This window comes from Bradyrhizobium sp. JYMT SZCCT0428 (assembly GCF_018131075.1).
Lineage (GTDB): Bacteria > Pseudomonadota > Alphaproteobacteria > Rhizobiales > Xanthobacteraceae > Bradyrhizobium.
This window is the reverse complement of record NZ_JAFCLS010000039.1, coordinates 53,796-68,815: the sequence shown is the minus strand read 5'-3', so window position 1 is coordinate 68,815 and position 15,020 is coordinate 53,796. Positions and strand designations below refer to the sequence as shown.

Sequence of the window (15,020 nt, the reverse complement as noted above, 5' to 3'; positions counted from 1 at the left end):
TGTTCTTGTCGTCCCTGCGAACGCAGGGACCCATAGCCACCTCCGTTGGTTGCTTACAAAGGCAACTCCAACTGCCCGAAATCGAGAGGCCGCCGAGTATGGGTCCCCGCGTTCGCGGGGACGACGTGCAGACAGAGTTGCCCCTACACCTTCACCATCCGCTTGCCGCGGTTCTCGCCGGCCAATAGTCCGATCAGCGCCTGCGGCGTGTTTTCCAGGCCGTTGATGACGTCTTCCTGCACTTTCAATTTGCCGGAAGCCACCCAGGACTGCAGGTCCTTCAGCGCCTGGTCGCGCTCGTTCATGTAGTCCATCACGATGAAGCCCTGCATGATCAGGCGCTTCACCACGATCAGGCCGGGCACTCCGCGCGGGCCGGTTGCCGACGGCACGCCGTCATATTGCGAGATCGCGCCGCAGCAGGAGATGCGGCCGCGGTTGTTCATTAGGGCGATGCAGGCCTCCAGAATGTCGCCGCCGACATTGTCGAAATAGACGTCGATGCCCTTCGGCGCCGCTGCCCGCAGCGCCTTGTAGGTGGCTCCATCCTTGTAATCGACCGCGGCGTCGAAGCCGAGTTCGCTGGTGAGCCAGTTACATTTGTCCTTGCCGCCGGCGATGCCGACGACGTGGCATCCCTTGATTTTTGCAATCTGGCCGACGATCGAGCCGACCGAACCGGCCGCGGCCGAGACCACGACGGTTTCACCTTCCTTGGGCTTGCCGACATGGAGCAGGCCGAAATAGGCGGTGAGGCCGGCGATGCCGTAGATGCTGAGCAGATGCGTCATCGGCTCCATCCGGGGCATTTTTGTCAAATGCTTTGCGGGCACCGCGGCGTAATCCTGCCAGCCGGTGTCGCCGAACACGATGTCACCGGGGCTGAGGCCTGGGGCCTTCGAGGACACGACTTCGGCGATGCCGCCGCCGGCCATCACGGTGTTGGCCTCGACCGCCGCGCGATAAGTGGCGCCGTGCATCCATGCGCGGTTGGCGGCGTCGAGCGAGATATAGCGCGCCCGCACCAGCACCTCGCCGTCCTTCGGCTCCGGCACCGTGCCCTCGGACATCTTGAAATGCTCGGGCCCGAGTTTTCCGGTCGGCTTTTCCACCAGCAGGATCTGGCGATTGACGGTGGCGTTCATGGCGTTTTCTCCCTCGGCTTGATCGTTCTTGATGCAGTTGATCGCATATCGGGCGACCGATTGCACATGTTGTGCGCTGCACCGAACGCTAGTCGCCGTGCGCGTGATCCACAACGGAAAGATTTCGGCAAGTGTGTAAATTGTCGCAAGTTTGTTGCGTCGCCCTCCAAATCTGCCAAACTTAAGGTTGCCGGAAAAACGGGGGTCAGAAAAATGTCGAGCAGGTTCACACAATACATCCTGATCGCGATGGCGCTTGGTATCGTGATGGGGACCGTCGTTTTCAACTACATGCCTGACAATCGGGTAGCGATCGCGGCAGATGTAAATCTGGTCGCGATGCTGTTCCTGCGCCTGATCAAGATGATCATCGCGCCATTGGTGTTCGCCACGCTGGTCGGCGGCATCGCCCATATGGGCTCCGGCTCGAGGCTTGGCCGGATTTTTGCGAAGACCATGGGCTGGTTCGTCACCGCCTCGTTCGTCTCGTTGCTGCTCGGCCTTATCATGGTGAACCTGCTGGAGCCCGGCGCGAACTTCCCCGGCACGCTGCCCGACAAGTCGCAGTCGACCGGATTGCCGGTGTCGGCGTTCTCGTTCGAAAAATTCCTGATGCATTTGATCCCGACATCGATCGCCGATGCGATGGCGCAGAATGAAATCCTGCAGATCGTGGTTTTCGCGGTGTTCTTCGCGGTCGCCCTCGGTGCGATGCCGGAGGAACGCTCGAAGCCGATCCTGTCGCTGATCGACGATCTCGCCCATATCATGCTCAAGGTCACCGGCTACGTGATGCTGTTCGCGCCGCTGGCGGTATGGGCGGCGATCATGGCGACGGTGGCGAAGAACGGCCTCGGCGTGTTGTGGAAGCTGATCGTCTTCATGGGCGGCTTCTATCTGTCGCTGGCGATCCTCTGGATCATCCTGATCATCGTCGGCTTCATCGTGATCGGGCCGAGGTACAAGAACCTGCTGCGGCTGATCCGCGAGCCGCTGATGATTGCGTTCTCGACCGCGTCGTCGGAGGCCGCCTATCCGAAGACGCTCGAAGGGCTCAACCGGTTCGGGGCATCGTCGCGCATCTCGAGCTTCGTGCTGCCGCTGGGTTACTCGTTCAACCTCGACGGCACCATGATGTACTGCACCTTCGCGAGCGTCTTCATCGCGCAGACCTACCACATCGACATGCCGCTCGGGACCCAGCTGGCGATGCTGGCAACGCTGATGATCACTTCGAAGGGCGTCGCCGGCGTGCCGCGCGCCTCGCTCGTCGTGATCGCCTCGACGCTCAGCCAGTTCGGCATTCCCGAGGCCGGTCTGTTGATGATCATGGGTATCGATACGTTCCTCGACATGGGACGCAGCGCCACCAACGTGATCGGCAACTCGCTCGCCACCGCCGTGGTCGCGAAATGGGAGGGCGAGCTCAAGCCCGAGCACGAGCTCGGGCCTGATGACGTGGTCCCGACGGATGCCGTTCCCGGCGAGCCCATCCCGGCCACGCATTGATGGGAGGGATGCATGCATCAGTTCCCAAGAGGACCGACAAGAGAACCTACAAGAGGACGACCTACAAGAGCGCCTGCGCGTAGGCAGATAGCGGCTGTTGGCCTGTTGCTGGCAGCATGTCTGCTGGCAACGCCGGCGCCGGCCCAGACCGCGAGCGAGGGGCTCAGCCCCACGCTCGCCAACATCAAGAAGACCCATGTCGTGCGGTTCGGATATCGCGAGAGCTCGCCGCCGTTCTCGTTCCTCGACCACTCCAACCGGCCGATCGGCTACAGCCTCGAATTATGCGAGGCGATCGTCGAGGAAATCGGGGTCGAGGTCGACGATGCGAACCTCAAGATCGAGTACGTCAAGGTCACCTCCGACGATCGCATTCCGGCGGTGACGGACAACAAGATCGACCTCGAATGCGGGTCGACCACGGCCAATGCCGAACGCGCCAAGCTGGTGGCATTCTCGCCGCTGATATTCGTGGCCGGCACCAAGCTGATGGTGCCAAAAGCCTCGACGATCTCGGCGCCGACCGACCTGAAAGGCAAGACGGTGGTGGTCACCAAAGGCACCACCAACGAGCAGGCGATGTATAATGTCGACAAGAAGTTCTCGCTCGGCCTCAAGATCCTGACCTCGCCCGACCACGAGCAATCCTACCAGATGCTGGTAGACGGCAAGGCCGACGCGTTTGCCACCGACGACATCCTGCTCTACGGCCTGATCGCGCGGCACAAGGCCCAGGGCCAGTTAGGTCACGGGCGAATATCTGTCCTACGATCCCTACGGCATCATGTTCCGCAAGGGCGAGCCGCAGTTGAAGGCGGTGGTCGAGCGCACCTTCCGCAAGCTCGGTTCGGGCCGCGATCTGGTGCCGCTCTACAACAAATGGTTCGTGGGGCGGCTGCCAACCGGCGAGAAGCTCGGCGTCGCGATCTCGCCGCAGCTTGAAGAGGCCTTCAAGGTGCTCGACGACTCGGCCGGGGGAACCAACTGACGCAGTCATTCCGGGGCGATGCGTAGCATCGAACCCGGAATCTCGGGATTCCGGGTCTCGTCCTTCGGACCATCCCGGAATGACGAAATCAAAAAAACCGCAAATCCTGCACGCGGCCGCCACGGGCGGCCGTGGCGTATTCGATCGCCAGGAACAATCCGCCCGCGACATACAGTTTGCGCTTCCGCGCCGCCGCCAACGCACTGGCCAGCCGCACCGCCTCCTCGATCGTTGCGGTGACCTGAACATCGGCCGCGGGATTGGCGAGCCGCGCCGCGGCGGCGATGTCGTGCGGGTTGGCGCCCTTGTGGTATGCCGCCGTGCAAATGATCGTATCGAAGGACGGCGCCAGGCTGCCTACGATCTCATTGGCCTTCTTGTCGCCGGAGGCGCCGGTGACGAGAATCCAGTTGTCGCCGCCGTGGATCGCCTTGAGGCTCGCGAGCGATTGCCGGATGCCGTCGGGGGTGTGGCCGACATCGATCACCGTGAGCGGGTCCTGTGCGATGATTTCGAGACGGCCGGGCCATCGCGTCTCGCGCAGGCCGGCGCGGATGGCTTGCTCGATCCGCTCCGGCGCCTTGCTCGGCTGGGCGCCCTGCAGCCAGAGCAGGAACAGCGTGACGGCGATCGCGGCATTGTTGAACTGAACCGCGCCGAGCAGGCGCATCTCGATGCCGCGATAGTCGTGATGGCTGAACTGGAAATCGAACCGCTGGCCTGACGGGGATGCGGACTCGCCGTCGATGCCGATCTCGTCGCGGACGAACAGCGACGTGACCCCGCGATGGCGATTATATTCGAGCAGATGCCGCCGCAGGCCGCGGCAGTTCTCGCCATAGATGATGGCGCCGCCGCTGGCGCAGGCATCGCTCTTATCGGAGACGATCAACTCCAGCGAGTTGCCGAGCAATTCGACATGCTCGTAATCGACCGAGGTTACGCAGGTCTGAAGTGCACCAACCAGGCGGACCGGATCGTAGCGGCCGCCGATGCCGGCTTCGAACACGATGAACTCGCATTCCTTCTCCTCGAAATAGAGACAGGCGAGTGCGAACAACGCTTCGAAGGCGCCGAACTGTTCGCCGCGCTGCTGCGAAATCGCGGCGATGGTGGTCTCAACCCTTTGCTTGCACCGAGCGAAATCATCATCGCCGATTTCGGCATCATCGATCCGAATTCGCTCATTGAAGCGCAACAGGTGCGGTGAGGTGAAGAGGCCGGTTCGCAGGCCATAGGCGCGACCGATCGCAGCGCACATCGCCGCCGTGCTGCCCTTGCCGTTCGAGCCGGTCACCACGACCGAACTCCGCTGCAGCCGTGCGCGATCGATCCCGAGCGCGTCGAGCAATTCGGCGAGGCGCGCGAGGCAGATGCCGTCGCCATATTTCGGCAGGTCAAACACTAGAGCAGACCCATGGAAGAAAAGGTGTGATGCCAGATCTTGAGGATCAGGTCGCCGCGATCGGATTCTTCCAGCAGCCGGATCGACGGATTGGAATTGACCTCGATCACGGTTGCTGCGCCGGGCTCGCCGCCGATGCCGGCGAACAGATCGACGGCTGCGACACGAAGCCCGAGCGCGCTGGTGGCTTTTTTCGCCAGCGTAACCGCTGCTTCGGAAGGCGCTGCTTCGAGTACCATCGTTCCGCCTGCGCTCAGATTCATCCGCCCGGGGATGTCGCGGCGTTCGTCCTTTGCCAGCACGGCGTCGAGCGAAGAGTCGCTATCCCCTGGCGACACCGGCGAAAGGCCGCGGGCGCGAAGGGCATCGTTATGGGCAGTGAACAATTCGCGCAACGTGTACACGCCGTCGCCGCGGACGAAGGGCGGATATTTGCGCGCGCAGTACAGCGCATCATCGTCGAGCAGGAATATCCGGAACTCGACGCCTTCGACGACCGGCTGGATCAGGACCGCGTCATAATATTTCGCGACGTCGTCGAGATATCGGGTCAGCGCAGCTTCGTCTTGTACCCTTTGCGCGAAATCGCCGCGCGATCCCGTCAACGGTTTGACGAAGGCGGCCGCGCCCAGCTTGCGAAAATACGCCAGCGCGTCGTCGCGCTCGTGGCCCAATGGTCGATGCGCACGATAGCGATCGTGCAGGAAGAAATACTCACCGCCGATCGTTCGCACGCCGGCCTCTTCAAGAACTTTGCCAGTGAAGTATTTGTCGGACGCCAGCGTCGAGGCGGTGGCATTGTTTTGCGGGTACCACGAGCAGCGGCCGGCGCCGAAATGCAGGGATTTTGCCTTTGAAGCGATGCTGAAGATCAGTCCCGAGCCGCCGTCGAGATCGCGAAAAGTTAATCCGAATTCAGCGCAGGCGAATTCGGCATAGATCGACTGGTCCGGATAAAAGCCCGGTTTACCTTGCCGAAATTCTTTCACGCTTCGCATTCGGTCTCTTTTTTCTAATATTTGCGTAGCAATTTATTGCCAGATCGGCGCCGATTTCAGCAAGTTAATTGCGCGTGTGGTCTTACGTTAACGAAGACCAATCGAACCTTTCTGCAAAATAAACCGACTGCCATTCCGAGCTATCAATTGTGCGGCAATCGATCTTGACTATCTCTCTCTTTGGCGCAATTGAAACGTCAAATCGCCAATGATTTCGGGGGTTTTCGTCGTTTCGAGACCCGAAAACCCGGCAAGAAACTGAATTGTTCTACACCAAGACGTCAGGAAAAACGAAAACACATGAGCGCGTTCTATAGAGAGAAAGTTCTTTCTGTCCGTCATTGGACCGATACGCTTTTCAGCTTCACCGCCACCCGCGATTCCGGCTTCCGTTTCCAGAATGGGCAGTTCGCGATGATCGGCCTCGAGGTCGAGGGCCGGCCGCTGCTGCGCGCCTACAGCATGGCGAGCGCCAATCACGAGGAGGAACTCGAGTTCTTCTCGATCAAGGTCGCGGACGGGCCGCTGACCTCGAAGCTGCAGAAGATCCGTGAAGGCGACACCATCCTGGTCGGCCGCAAGGCGACGGGAACGCTGATCACCGACAACCTGATTCCGGGCAAGCGCCTGCTGCTGCTGTCGACCGGCACCGGGCTCGCGCCGTTCGCCAGCCTGATCAAGGATCCCGATGTCTATGAGCGCTATGAAACCATCGTGCTGGTTCATGGCTGCCGGCAGGTTTCCGAACTCGCTTATGGCGAGGAGCTGGTCGCGAAGCTGCGCGATGACGAATTGTTCGGACCGCTATTGTCCGAGAAGCTGCTGTATTATCCGACCGTGACCCGCGAGCCGTTCCGCAACCGCGGCCGCATCACCGACCTGATCACCTCGGAGCAGCTGTTCAACGACATCCACCAGCCGCCGCTGGATATCGCGACCGACCGCATCATGATGTGCGGCAGCCCCGGCATGCTGGAAGAACTGCGCCAGCTGTTCGAGAGCCGCGACTTCCTCGAAGGCAGTCACAGCCAGCCCGGTCACTTCGTGATCGAGAAGGCGTTTGTGGAACGCTGAGTCTCGGTTGTCGTCCCCGCGAACGCGGGGACCCATAACCACCGATATCTGATGTTACGCTGCGCTGTGGCGCCAGCCCGCGCAGAAACGTCGTCCAGTGGTTATGGGTCCCGGCTCGCGCTGCGCTTGGCCGGGACGACATAGGGGCAGTAGCCCACCCCATTCCCCCACTGCTATAACCCTCCCAACGCCATGCGGCCTGTGCCGACGCGGCGATCAGGGAGCCAAATGTTGTCGGTACGCGATCAGATAGGCACGGTGAAGACCGCCTTTGTGTTCGCCGGCGGCGGCAGTTTTGGCGCCATCCAGGTCGGCATGTTGCATTCGCTCGCCGCCCACGGAATTTCCGCCGATATGGTGGTCGGCTCCAGTGTCGGCGCCCTCAACGGCGCCTTCTATGCCGGCGATCCCACTCTCAAGGGCGTGGAGCGGCTCGGCGACATCTGGCGCGGATTGACGCGGCATGACGTGTTTCCGATGAATTGGCGCACAGTGCTGGGTTTTCTGTGGCGCCGCGATTTCCTGATTTCCCACGACGGCATCCGCAAGCTGATCGACGACCACATTCCCTATCGCAATCTGCAGGACGCCAAGGTGCCGGTGCATATCGTCACCACCGACATCATTTCCGGCGACAGCGTTGTGCTGTCGGAAGGCTCGACCTCGGAGGCGATCGTTGCTTCGACCGCGATCCCCGGCGCTTTCGCGCCGATCCCCTACAAGAATTATTATCTCGCCGATGGTGCGATCTCCAGCAACACGCCGATCCAGGTCGCGGTTCAGAAAGGCGCCAAGCGGCTGATCATCCTGCCGACCGGGCACGCCTGCGCCACGCAGGCACCTCCCGTCGGCGCGGTCGCCAACGCGCTGCACGCGCTGACGCTGCTGATCGCGCGACAATTGGTCATTGAGCTGGAGGGCCTCGACCCCGGCATCGAATATTTCGTGGTGCCGCCGCTATGCCCGCTGGTGGGGTCACCTTACGATTTTTCGCGCACCGCCGACCACATCGACCGCGCGATTGCCACGACAGATGCATGGCTGGCCCACCATGGCCTGCAGCAGGGCAAGATTCCCGGGGAAATGCGGCTGCACAGCCACTGAGGCACCACGGTTACGCTGCACTGCAAAAGCAGCTTTCGATCAATTGATTCAAGCACCGCCGGTTTCGGCAAATCTTTTTGCGATCCCCTGTCACGTCCGCGACGGCTAGACCGTATATCGTATGGCGCTTACTCCAATGGTTGGATTAAGCTGCTGGCGGACAAGAACAATTCCGCAAGAATATTCCGGCTGAGGGGATGTCATGGAAACGCTATTGATGCCGTTCTCGCCACGCTACATCGTGCTGACGATCTGCGCGGTCGTCACGGCACTGCTGATCGGCATCGGCATCTTCGATCATAATTTGAAGGTGTGGGAAATATTGCTGATCCCGATCGTGATCTTCGGCGGGCTTACCCTTCTCGGCATTCGCGACCTCACGCAAGAGAGCCACGCGGTGCTGCGGAATTATCCGATCTCCGCGCATATCCGTTTCCTGCTGGAAGAGATCCGGCCGGAGATGCGGCAGTATTTCTTCGAGAGCGAGAAGGACGGCATGCCGTTCTCCCGCGATACCCGCGCGCTGGTCTATCAGCGCGCCAAGATGCAGCTCGACAAGCGGCCGTTCGGCACCCAGGAAGACGTCTATCGCGACGGTTATGAATGGATGCACCATTCGATGGCGCCGAAGGCTCGCGCCGTCGAGCAGTTTCGCGTGACCATCGGCGGTCCGGATTGCGCAAAGCCGTATTCGGCCTCGGTGTTCAATATTTCGGCGATGAGTTTTGGCGCGCTTAGTCCAAATGCCGTACGCGCGTTGAATGCGGGCGCCAGGAAAGGTGACTTCGCGCATGACACCGGCGAGGGCGGCGTCAGTCCCTACCACCGCGAGAACGGCGGCGACATCATCTGGGAAATCGGATCCGGCTATTTCGGTTGCCGCAACCGCGACGGCAGCTTCAATCCCGAATTGTTCGCGCGCATTGCTTCCGACGACCAGATCAAGATGGTCGAACTCAAGATCAGCCAGGGCGCCAAGCCCGGACACGGCGGCGTGTTGCCGGCGGCCAAGGTCTCGGAAGAGATTTCGAAGATCCGGGGCGTGCCGATGGGTGAAGACTGCATCTCGCCGGCCACTCACCGCGCGTTTTCGACGCCGCTCGAAATGATGACCTTCATCGGTGAGATGCGGCGGTTGTCCGGTGGCAAGCCTGCGGGCTTCAAGCTGTGCATCGGCCATCCCTGGGAGTTCCTGGCCATCTGCAAGGCGATGCTGCAGACCGGGATCTACCCTGATTTCATCGTGGTCGACGGCAATGAAGGCGGCACCGGCGCAGCACCGCTGGAATTCATGGACCATCTGGGCATGCCGATGCGCGAGGGTGTCAATTTCGTCCATAATGCGCTGGTCGGCATCAATGCGCGCGACCGCATCCGCATCGGTGCCGCCGGCAAGATTGCGACCGCCTTCGACATGGCGCGCGCGATGGCAATCGGCGCCGATTGGTGCAATTCGGCGCGCGGCTTCATGTTCGCGCTGGGCTGCATCCAGTCGCTGAGCTGCCATACCGACCGTTGTCCGACGGGGGTGACCACCCAGGACCCGCTCCGCGCCCGCGCGTTGGTGGTGCCGCTCAAGAGCGAGCGGGTCTACAGCTACCATCACGCCACCCTGCACGCCCTGTCCGAGCTTCTCGCCGCCGCCGGCCTCGACCATCCGCAGCAGTTGCGGCCGATCCACTTCTCGCAGCGATCCTCCACCAACGACACATTGACGTTCGCGAAACTTTATCCGTCGCTACGCCCGGGTGAGCTGATCGACGGCACCAGCGATCCGCGCTTCCGCGACGCCTGGGATATGGCCCGGGCGGATTCGTTCCAGCCGGTGGGATGAGGATACTACTCGCGTCGTCCCTGCGAACGCAGGGACCCATGCGCCGCGGCCCAACGGTTGAGCGACGGAGCTCAACACACCTTCTTTCAGCAGCAACCGCCTGTGGTTATGGGTCCCTGCGTTCGCAGGGACGACGACGGAGATTGGTTTCGGGACGACAGATAACTCGCCGCAGGCCTGTTGCTCTGATAAAGCCTCTCTCTCTGAAATGACCACCCGTAAAAGGGAGACAATGCTTTACCTGGAACTCGGGATCGTGACGGTCCTGATCATCACCAATGGCCTGCTTTCAATGTCGGAGCTTGCCATTGTCTCGTCGCGGCCGGCACGGCTCGCCGCGCTGGTCGAAAAGAACGTCACGGGTTCCCGCCGTGCACTCGCGCTGGCGTCTGATCCCGGCAAGTTCCTGTCGACAGTGCAGATCGGGATCACGCTGATCGGCGTGCTGTCAGGTGCGATTTCCGGCGCCACGCTGGGCCAGCGCCTGACCAACCTGCTGGTCGAATGCGGATTGTCGCAAGGCGTGGCTGACGCGATCGGCGTCGGCGTCGTGGTGAGCGTCATCACCTACGCCTCATTGATCATTGGCGAACTGGTGCCCAAGCAAATCGCCTTGCGCGACCCGGAATCGGTGGCGGTGCGCGTGGCGCCCTACATGATGCTGCTCTCGAAGATTTCGTCACCCCTGGTGTGGCTGCTGGATCGCTCGGGCAAGGGGCTGTTGTGGCTGCTCGGCCACCGCGGTGAAGCCGAAGAAAAGGTCAGCGAGGACGAAATCCGCACCCTTGTGGTCGAGGCCGAGAACGCCGGCGTGCTCGAGCCCGGCGAAAAGGAAATGATCGCGGGCGTCATGCGTCTCGGCGATCTTCCGGTCGGCGCCGTCATGACGCCCCGCCCGGAAGTCAGCATGATCAATCTGTCTGATCCGCCCGATGTCATTTTCGCGGCGCTCGCCGGCCGCAACCACTCCCGTTTTGTGGTGTTCGACGGGGATCCGGACGCGGCGCTCGGCATTGTCCAGGCCAAGGACATGCTGGACAGCTATTTGTCGGGGGAGGCACCGGACATTCGGAAGCTAGTCAGGGATGCGCCGATCATTCCCGAATTCCTCGATGCGCGGGATGTCGTCGCGGTGCTGCGCGACTCCCCCGTGCATATGGGGCTGGTGCATGACGAATACGGCGTCTTCCAGGGCGTGGTAACCAGTGCCGATATTCTCGAATCGATCGTCGGTGGTTTTCATACCGAAGAGGGACCGCCCGAAGCGGCCGTGGTGAAGCGAGAGGATGGCTCGTACCTGATCTCGGGCTGGATGCCTGCGGTCGAATTTGCGAATTTGCTCCAAATCGTCCTGCCGTCGTCGCGGCAGTATCAAACCATGGCCGGCTTCCTGCTCCAGCAGTTCGGCGCGATACCTGGCGTCGGTGATCACGTGGAGGCGCAGGGCTGGCGCTTCGAGATCGTCGATCTCGACGGCCGGCGTATCGACAAGACATTGGCGACACGAATCGACGATGGGGCCGCCGACGAGCAGGCGTGATGGCGCGATGCCGAGTTTTCTGACGCCGAGGGTCAGAACTCCCCGTGCAAACGGCCCGAGAAGATCGAGACCGGGCCACGGTCGCCATTATAGGCGGGGTTTGCGATCAGCTGATAGTCGGCGGTGAAGGTGAAATTCTTGTCGATCGCGAACGCGTAGTAGGTCTCGAAGATGCGTTCATTGCGGTAGTTGAGCCGGCCGTCGCCGATCAGGAGGCCGAGGCCGCCCGCCGCCAGGAAGTCGCGATGGTCAGATGAAAGTCCATTGACGGCGCCGCCGATGCCGAACGTATCGCTCGGCCGGCCCCAATAGCTGCCCTTGACGGACAATCCGGCGGAGACGCTGCGATCCACATCGGTGAAGGACAGGATTTCGTTGCGCCCGTCGTTCCAGCTCGCGCGGGCGAACATCCCGACATCCCTGATGATCTGCTGTTCAGCGTTGATGTAGAATCCGTACTTGGTGTTTTCGCGCCTTATGCCGACGATGACGTCGTTGATATCAAGCGTTGGGTCCGCCGCTGATATCCCCAGCGCGTTTCGGTAGCTGCCGGTGTTGCCGCGGTTGCCGAAAATGCCGAGCCTGAGCTTGCCGGGCTGATCGAAGATCGTATGACGCTCCTCGAACTCCACCACCGCACCGCCGGACTTGAACACGAGGACGTCGCTGTTGGGCGCGTTGGGGACCTGGAACAGGCCGCCGCGGATCGCCCAGTCCTTGCGGTTGAGTTCGACCACCGCGCCGCGGGTGAAGCCGGGCAGGTCGGCAGGGAAGTCGTAAGCCGCGGCCGACCACATTGCCCAGTTCATGAAATCGACGCGGGGATCCTTGGCGTAGGAATTGCCGTCGAAATAGTCGCCGACCGCAAAACGGCCGACCGTGACCGTGACGCGGTCGATGTCGCGCTTGCCCGCGAGTTGCATCGGACCGTCGGCGACATCTTCCTGCTCGCCGCCGAGGCCGAAGGTTTGGCGAAAGACGTAGCGCTGCGGGCGATATTTCGGATAGGGCGCGCCGCCCTTCTGCGCTTCGCCGTTGGGGAAGCCGGCAAGTCCCAGCGTGCTGTTGAGGCCAAAACCCTGCGCCAGTTCGGGGTTGAAATAGAACTCGCCGCCCTGCCACAGCCGCCAGCCGAGAAACACATCCGCAGTCCATGTCTCGCGCCCCTGGCCGCCGCCCGGAAGACTGTTGGTGCCCTCATAGGGCGAGCGCATGCGCGGATAGGCTTGCGCGATAACCGTGGTCTGCCCGTGTACGTTCCAGTTTTTCGGCTCGGCAAGCGCGGTGCGTCCATCGACCAATGCGGGGCCTGCCCAGGGCGGCGTCTCCCACAGCCGGTAATTCAGTCCGAGCTTGAACAAGTGTATGTTGGGATCGACGTTGACGCGCGGCAATCCGACATCGGTCAGGTCATAGGTCCGCCGCGCCAGATCGACGTAGTCGTATTCGGCCTTGGCGGTCCAGTTGCCGCCGACGGCGACCTCGATGCCCAGCCCGGCGGTCCAGCCGACATGCGTGAGGTACCGCTTCGGCGGGATGATTACTCCGAGGTCGTTGAGGTTGACATGGGTGCTTCCCCAAGCGATGCCGCCCGTGACGTAAGGCATCCACGTTCCCATCGCGTAGCCGACCCGGCCGCGCGCGGTTGCGATGTAATCGATGGTGCTGTTGAACGGAGCCGGCGCGAGCCGCGGAATGTCCACCGGGCTGCCGAACGAAACGTCAGCCTCGATACCGAGCACGACCTTGTTGGCCAGCTGGCGGTTGTAGCCGGCCTGGTAGCCGCCGGTCAGTCCAGTCACGCTGTGGGGTAGGAACACGCCCTGCAAGGGCTCGGTGTTGGTGCCCGGGCCAAGGCTGCCGGCGCCGTAACCGACATGGCCGCCCACATAGAAACCGGTCCAGCTGTAGACAGCCTTGAGCGCGGGCGCCTTGAGAGACATATCGGCCGCCAGGACGGGACTGGCGAGCGTCATGGCACCGACGGCGGCGCCAGCCAAAACATGCTGCAGGGAATGGCGGTACGAACCCATGATGCGGCCTGTTCCCGCGCGAAGCGGGCTGCGGTCTCGCACCATCACTGCAGATTTGAACGCCTGCCGCCACCCAAGAAATGAAGTCATCAACCCCGCCGCCCCCGGTCGGCTTCTTCCCGATTCGCCCCCTCAAGGCCAGATCGGGAAAACGCACTATACGCCCCAATCCCAGTTGCAATTAATTTGCAACAATATAGCGATCGAGTCCGTCTTTGGATGGCATTGCTACATGACGGTTTTGCAACAGCGATGGCGCAGGGATGGTTGGTCCAAAAAAATGACCCGCCCGGGGGGGACAACCGGGCGGGTCGGTTCGGCACAGGGTGGATGAGGCGCCATGCCGGACAGGGAACCACGAGAGCAACCGTGAGGCGGTCATCGTGGTCCGCACCCAGTTGGACGGGGCCATCCCGATTCCGGTTCGAACGAAGATTGGTGAATCCGGTTTGGAGATTATTCGGCAGTCAAAACAGTTGCTTAGAGGATGTAATCGGGCCCACTCGCCAGCCGCTTCACGTCGAATTTATCGACCTCGTCAAGCAATTCGCAGAACGCGCGGGCGCCGTGATCGAGTAGCTTTTCGCCCTTCTCCGCGGAGGCCTGGGTAGCGTCCCCGACGGCGCCGCTGCCGTGCAGGTCCTGCGCCTGCCAGGCGAATGGCACGGGCCGATGTGCCGACAGCCAGCGGTGATCCTTTTCCATCGCGATGCTGCTGGGGTGAAAATCGATAATCGCATCCTGGCGCACGGCTTGCGGATATCGCGCCAGCATGATCGAGGTTTCGATCGCGCCGCCATGGATGCCGTGGCGCAGTTCTTCCGCCGAGAAAAGTCCGTCCGGGACGCCGAACCGCGACCAGCTGGTGGTGACCACGAGCAGTCCATGTTGTGCGCGCAAATCCTGCGCGACCAGCGTCATCGCCGCGCTGTTGCCGCCATGGCTCGTCACCATCACGAGCTTCCTGACACCGGCGCGCGCGACGCTTTCGCCGAGCGCCATCCAGCTCTTCAGCGCGACTTCAGTGGGCAGCGTCAGCGTGCCCGGATAGTCGATATGTTCGGTGGAAATCCCGACCGGCTGCACGGGCAGGAACGTGACCGGAACGCTCGCCGGCAGCAACTCGCGGACCCGCGCCAGATAGGCCTCGCCGATCATGACGTCGGTACCGACAGGCAAATGCGGGCCGTGCTGTTCGGTTGCCGCCAGCGGCAGCACCGCGATCCAGCGCTCGGGGCCGCTGGCTGCGATCTCGGGCCAGTGGATGTCGGTCCAGTTGCGGGGCGGAACAGACGAAGTCATCGAGCCAAGCGTTTCTTTGAATGAATTTGCAGAGTAGTTTGTTAGTCATTCCCGGGACGATCTTCGTCCCTGGGGACCATCTCCCGTT

General features: G+C 61.9%; 10 protein-coding genes and 1 pseudogene. 6 read left to right on the top strand and 5 right to left on the bottom strand.

The features are described 5' to 3' along the window. Window positions 1-143 precede the first annotated feature (143 nt). Entirely contained in the window at window positions 144-1,145 is a 1,002-nt protein-coding gene (locus tag JQ575_RS31805; RefSeq protein WP_212037128.1) for an NADP-dependent oxidoreductase, read from the bottom strand. A gap of 213 nt (window positions 1,146-1,358) precedes the next feature. On the opposite strand from JQ575_RS31805, the gene JQ575_RS31800 reads away from it, so the two are divergent. Together JQ575_RS31800 and JQ575_RS31795 are read left to right on the top strand one after the other, a co-directional pair. Next, window positions 1,359-2,654: a dicarboxylate/amino acid:cation symporter gene (locus JQ575_RS31800; RefSeq protein ID WP_212037127.1), complete on the top strand. Its 1,296-nt coding sequence runs from the start codon at window positions 1,359-1,361 to the stop codon at window positions 2,652-2,654. 12 nt (window positions 2,655-2,666) lie between these two features. Beyond that, window positions 2,667-3,642: pseudogene (locus JQ575_RS31795) on the top strand (amino acid ABC transporter substrate-binding protein). 88 nt (window positions 3,643-3,730) lie between these two features. Here JQ575_RS31795 and JQ575_RS31790 read toward each other — a convergent pair. After that, window positions 3,731-5,047 (bottom strand): glutamate ligase domain-containing protein, encoded by a 1,317-nt coding sequence (locus JQ575_RS31790; RefSeq protein WP_212037126.1) that lies wholly within the window; start codon window positions 5,045-5,047, stop codon window positions 3,731-3,733. Continuing rightward, on the bottom strand, window positions 5,047-6,045 hold the full coding sequence (locus JQ575_RS31785) for a RimK family alpha-L-glutamate ligase (RefSeq protein ID WP_212037125.1): 999 nt from the start codon (window positions 6,043-6,045) through the stop codon (window positions 5,047-5,049). The genes JQ575_RS31790 and JQ575_RS31785 overlap by 1 nt, the downstream gene beginning before the upstream one ends. Before the next feature lie 300 nt (window positions 6,046-6,345). On the opposite strand from JQ575_RS31785, the gene JQ575_RS31780 reads away from it, so the two are divergent. The 4 genes from JQ575_RS31780 (at window position 6,346) to JQ575_RS31765 (ending at window position 11,597) form a co-directional block, all read left to right on the top strand. Then, entirely contained in the window at window positions 6,346-7,119 is a 774-nt protein-coding gene (locus JQ575_RS31780) for a ferredoxin--NADP reductase (RefSeq protein ID WP_212037124.1), read from the top strand. A 228-nt stretch (window positions 7,120-7,347) separates the two neighbouring features. Next, the gene (locus JQ575_RS31775) at window positions 7,348-8,223 is read left to right on the top strand and encodes a patatin-like phospholipase family protein (RefSeq protein WP_212037123.1); all 876 of its coding nucleotides are present in this window, start codon (window positions 7,348-7,350) and stop codon (window positions 8,221-8,223) included. A gap of 202 nt (window positions 8,224-8,425) precedes the next feature. Continuing rightward, window positions 8,426-10,057: an FMN-binding glutamate synthase family protein gene (locus JQ575_RS31770; protein WP_212037122.1), complete on the top strand. Its 1,632-nt coding sequence runs from the start codon at window positions 8,426-8,428 to the stop codon at window positions 10,055-10,057. 232 nt (window positions 10,058-10,289) lie between these two features. Further along, a complete protein-coding gene (locus JQ575_RS31765; RefSeq protein WP_212037121.1) occupies window positions 10,290-11,597 on the top strand; it encodes a hemolysin family protein in 1,308 nt (435 codons plus the stop codon). A gap of 32 nt (window positions 11,598-11,629) precedes the next feature. On the opposite strand, the gene JQ575_RS31760 is transcribed toward JQ575_RS31765, so the two are convergent. After that, entirely contained in the window at window positions 11,630-13,630 is a 2,001-nt protein-coding gene (locus JQ575_RS31760) for a carbohydrate porin (RefSeq protein WP_212037142.1), read from the bottom strand. A gap of 480 nt (window positions 13,631-14,110) precedes the next feature. Beyond that, entirely contained in the window at window positions 14,111-14,932 is an 822-nt protein-coding gene (locus tag JQ575_RS31755) for a creatininase family protein (protein WP_212037120.1), read from the bottom strand. Window positions 14,933-15,020 lie beyond the last annotated feature (88 nt).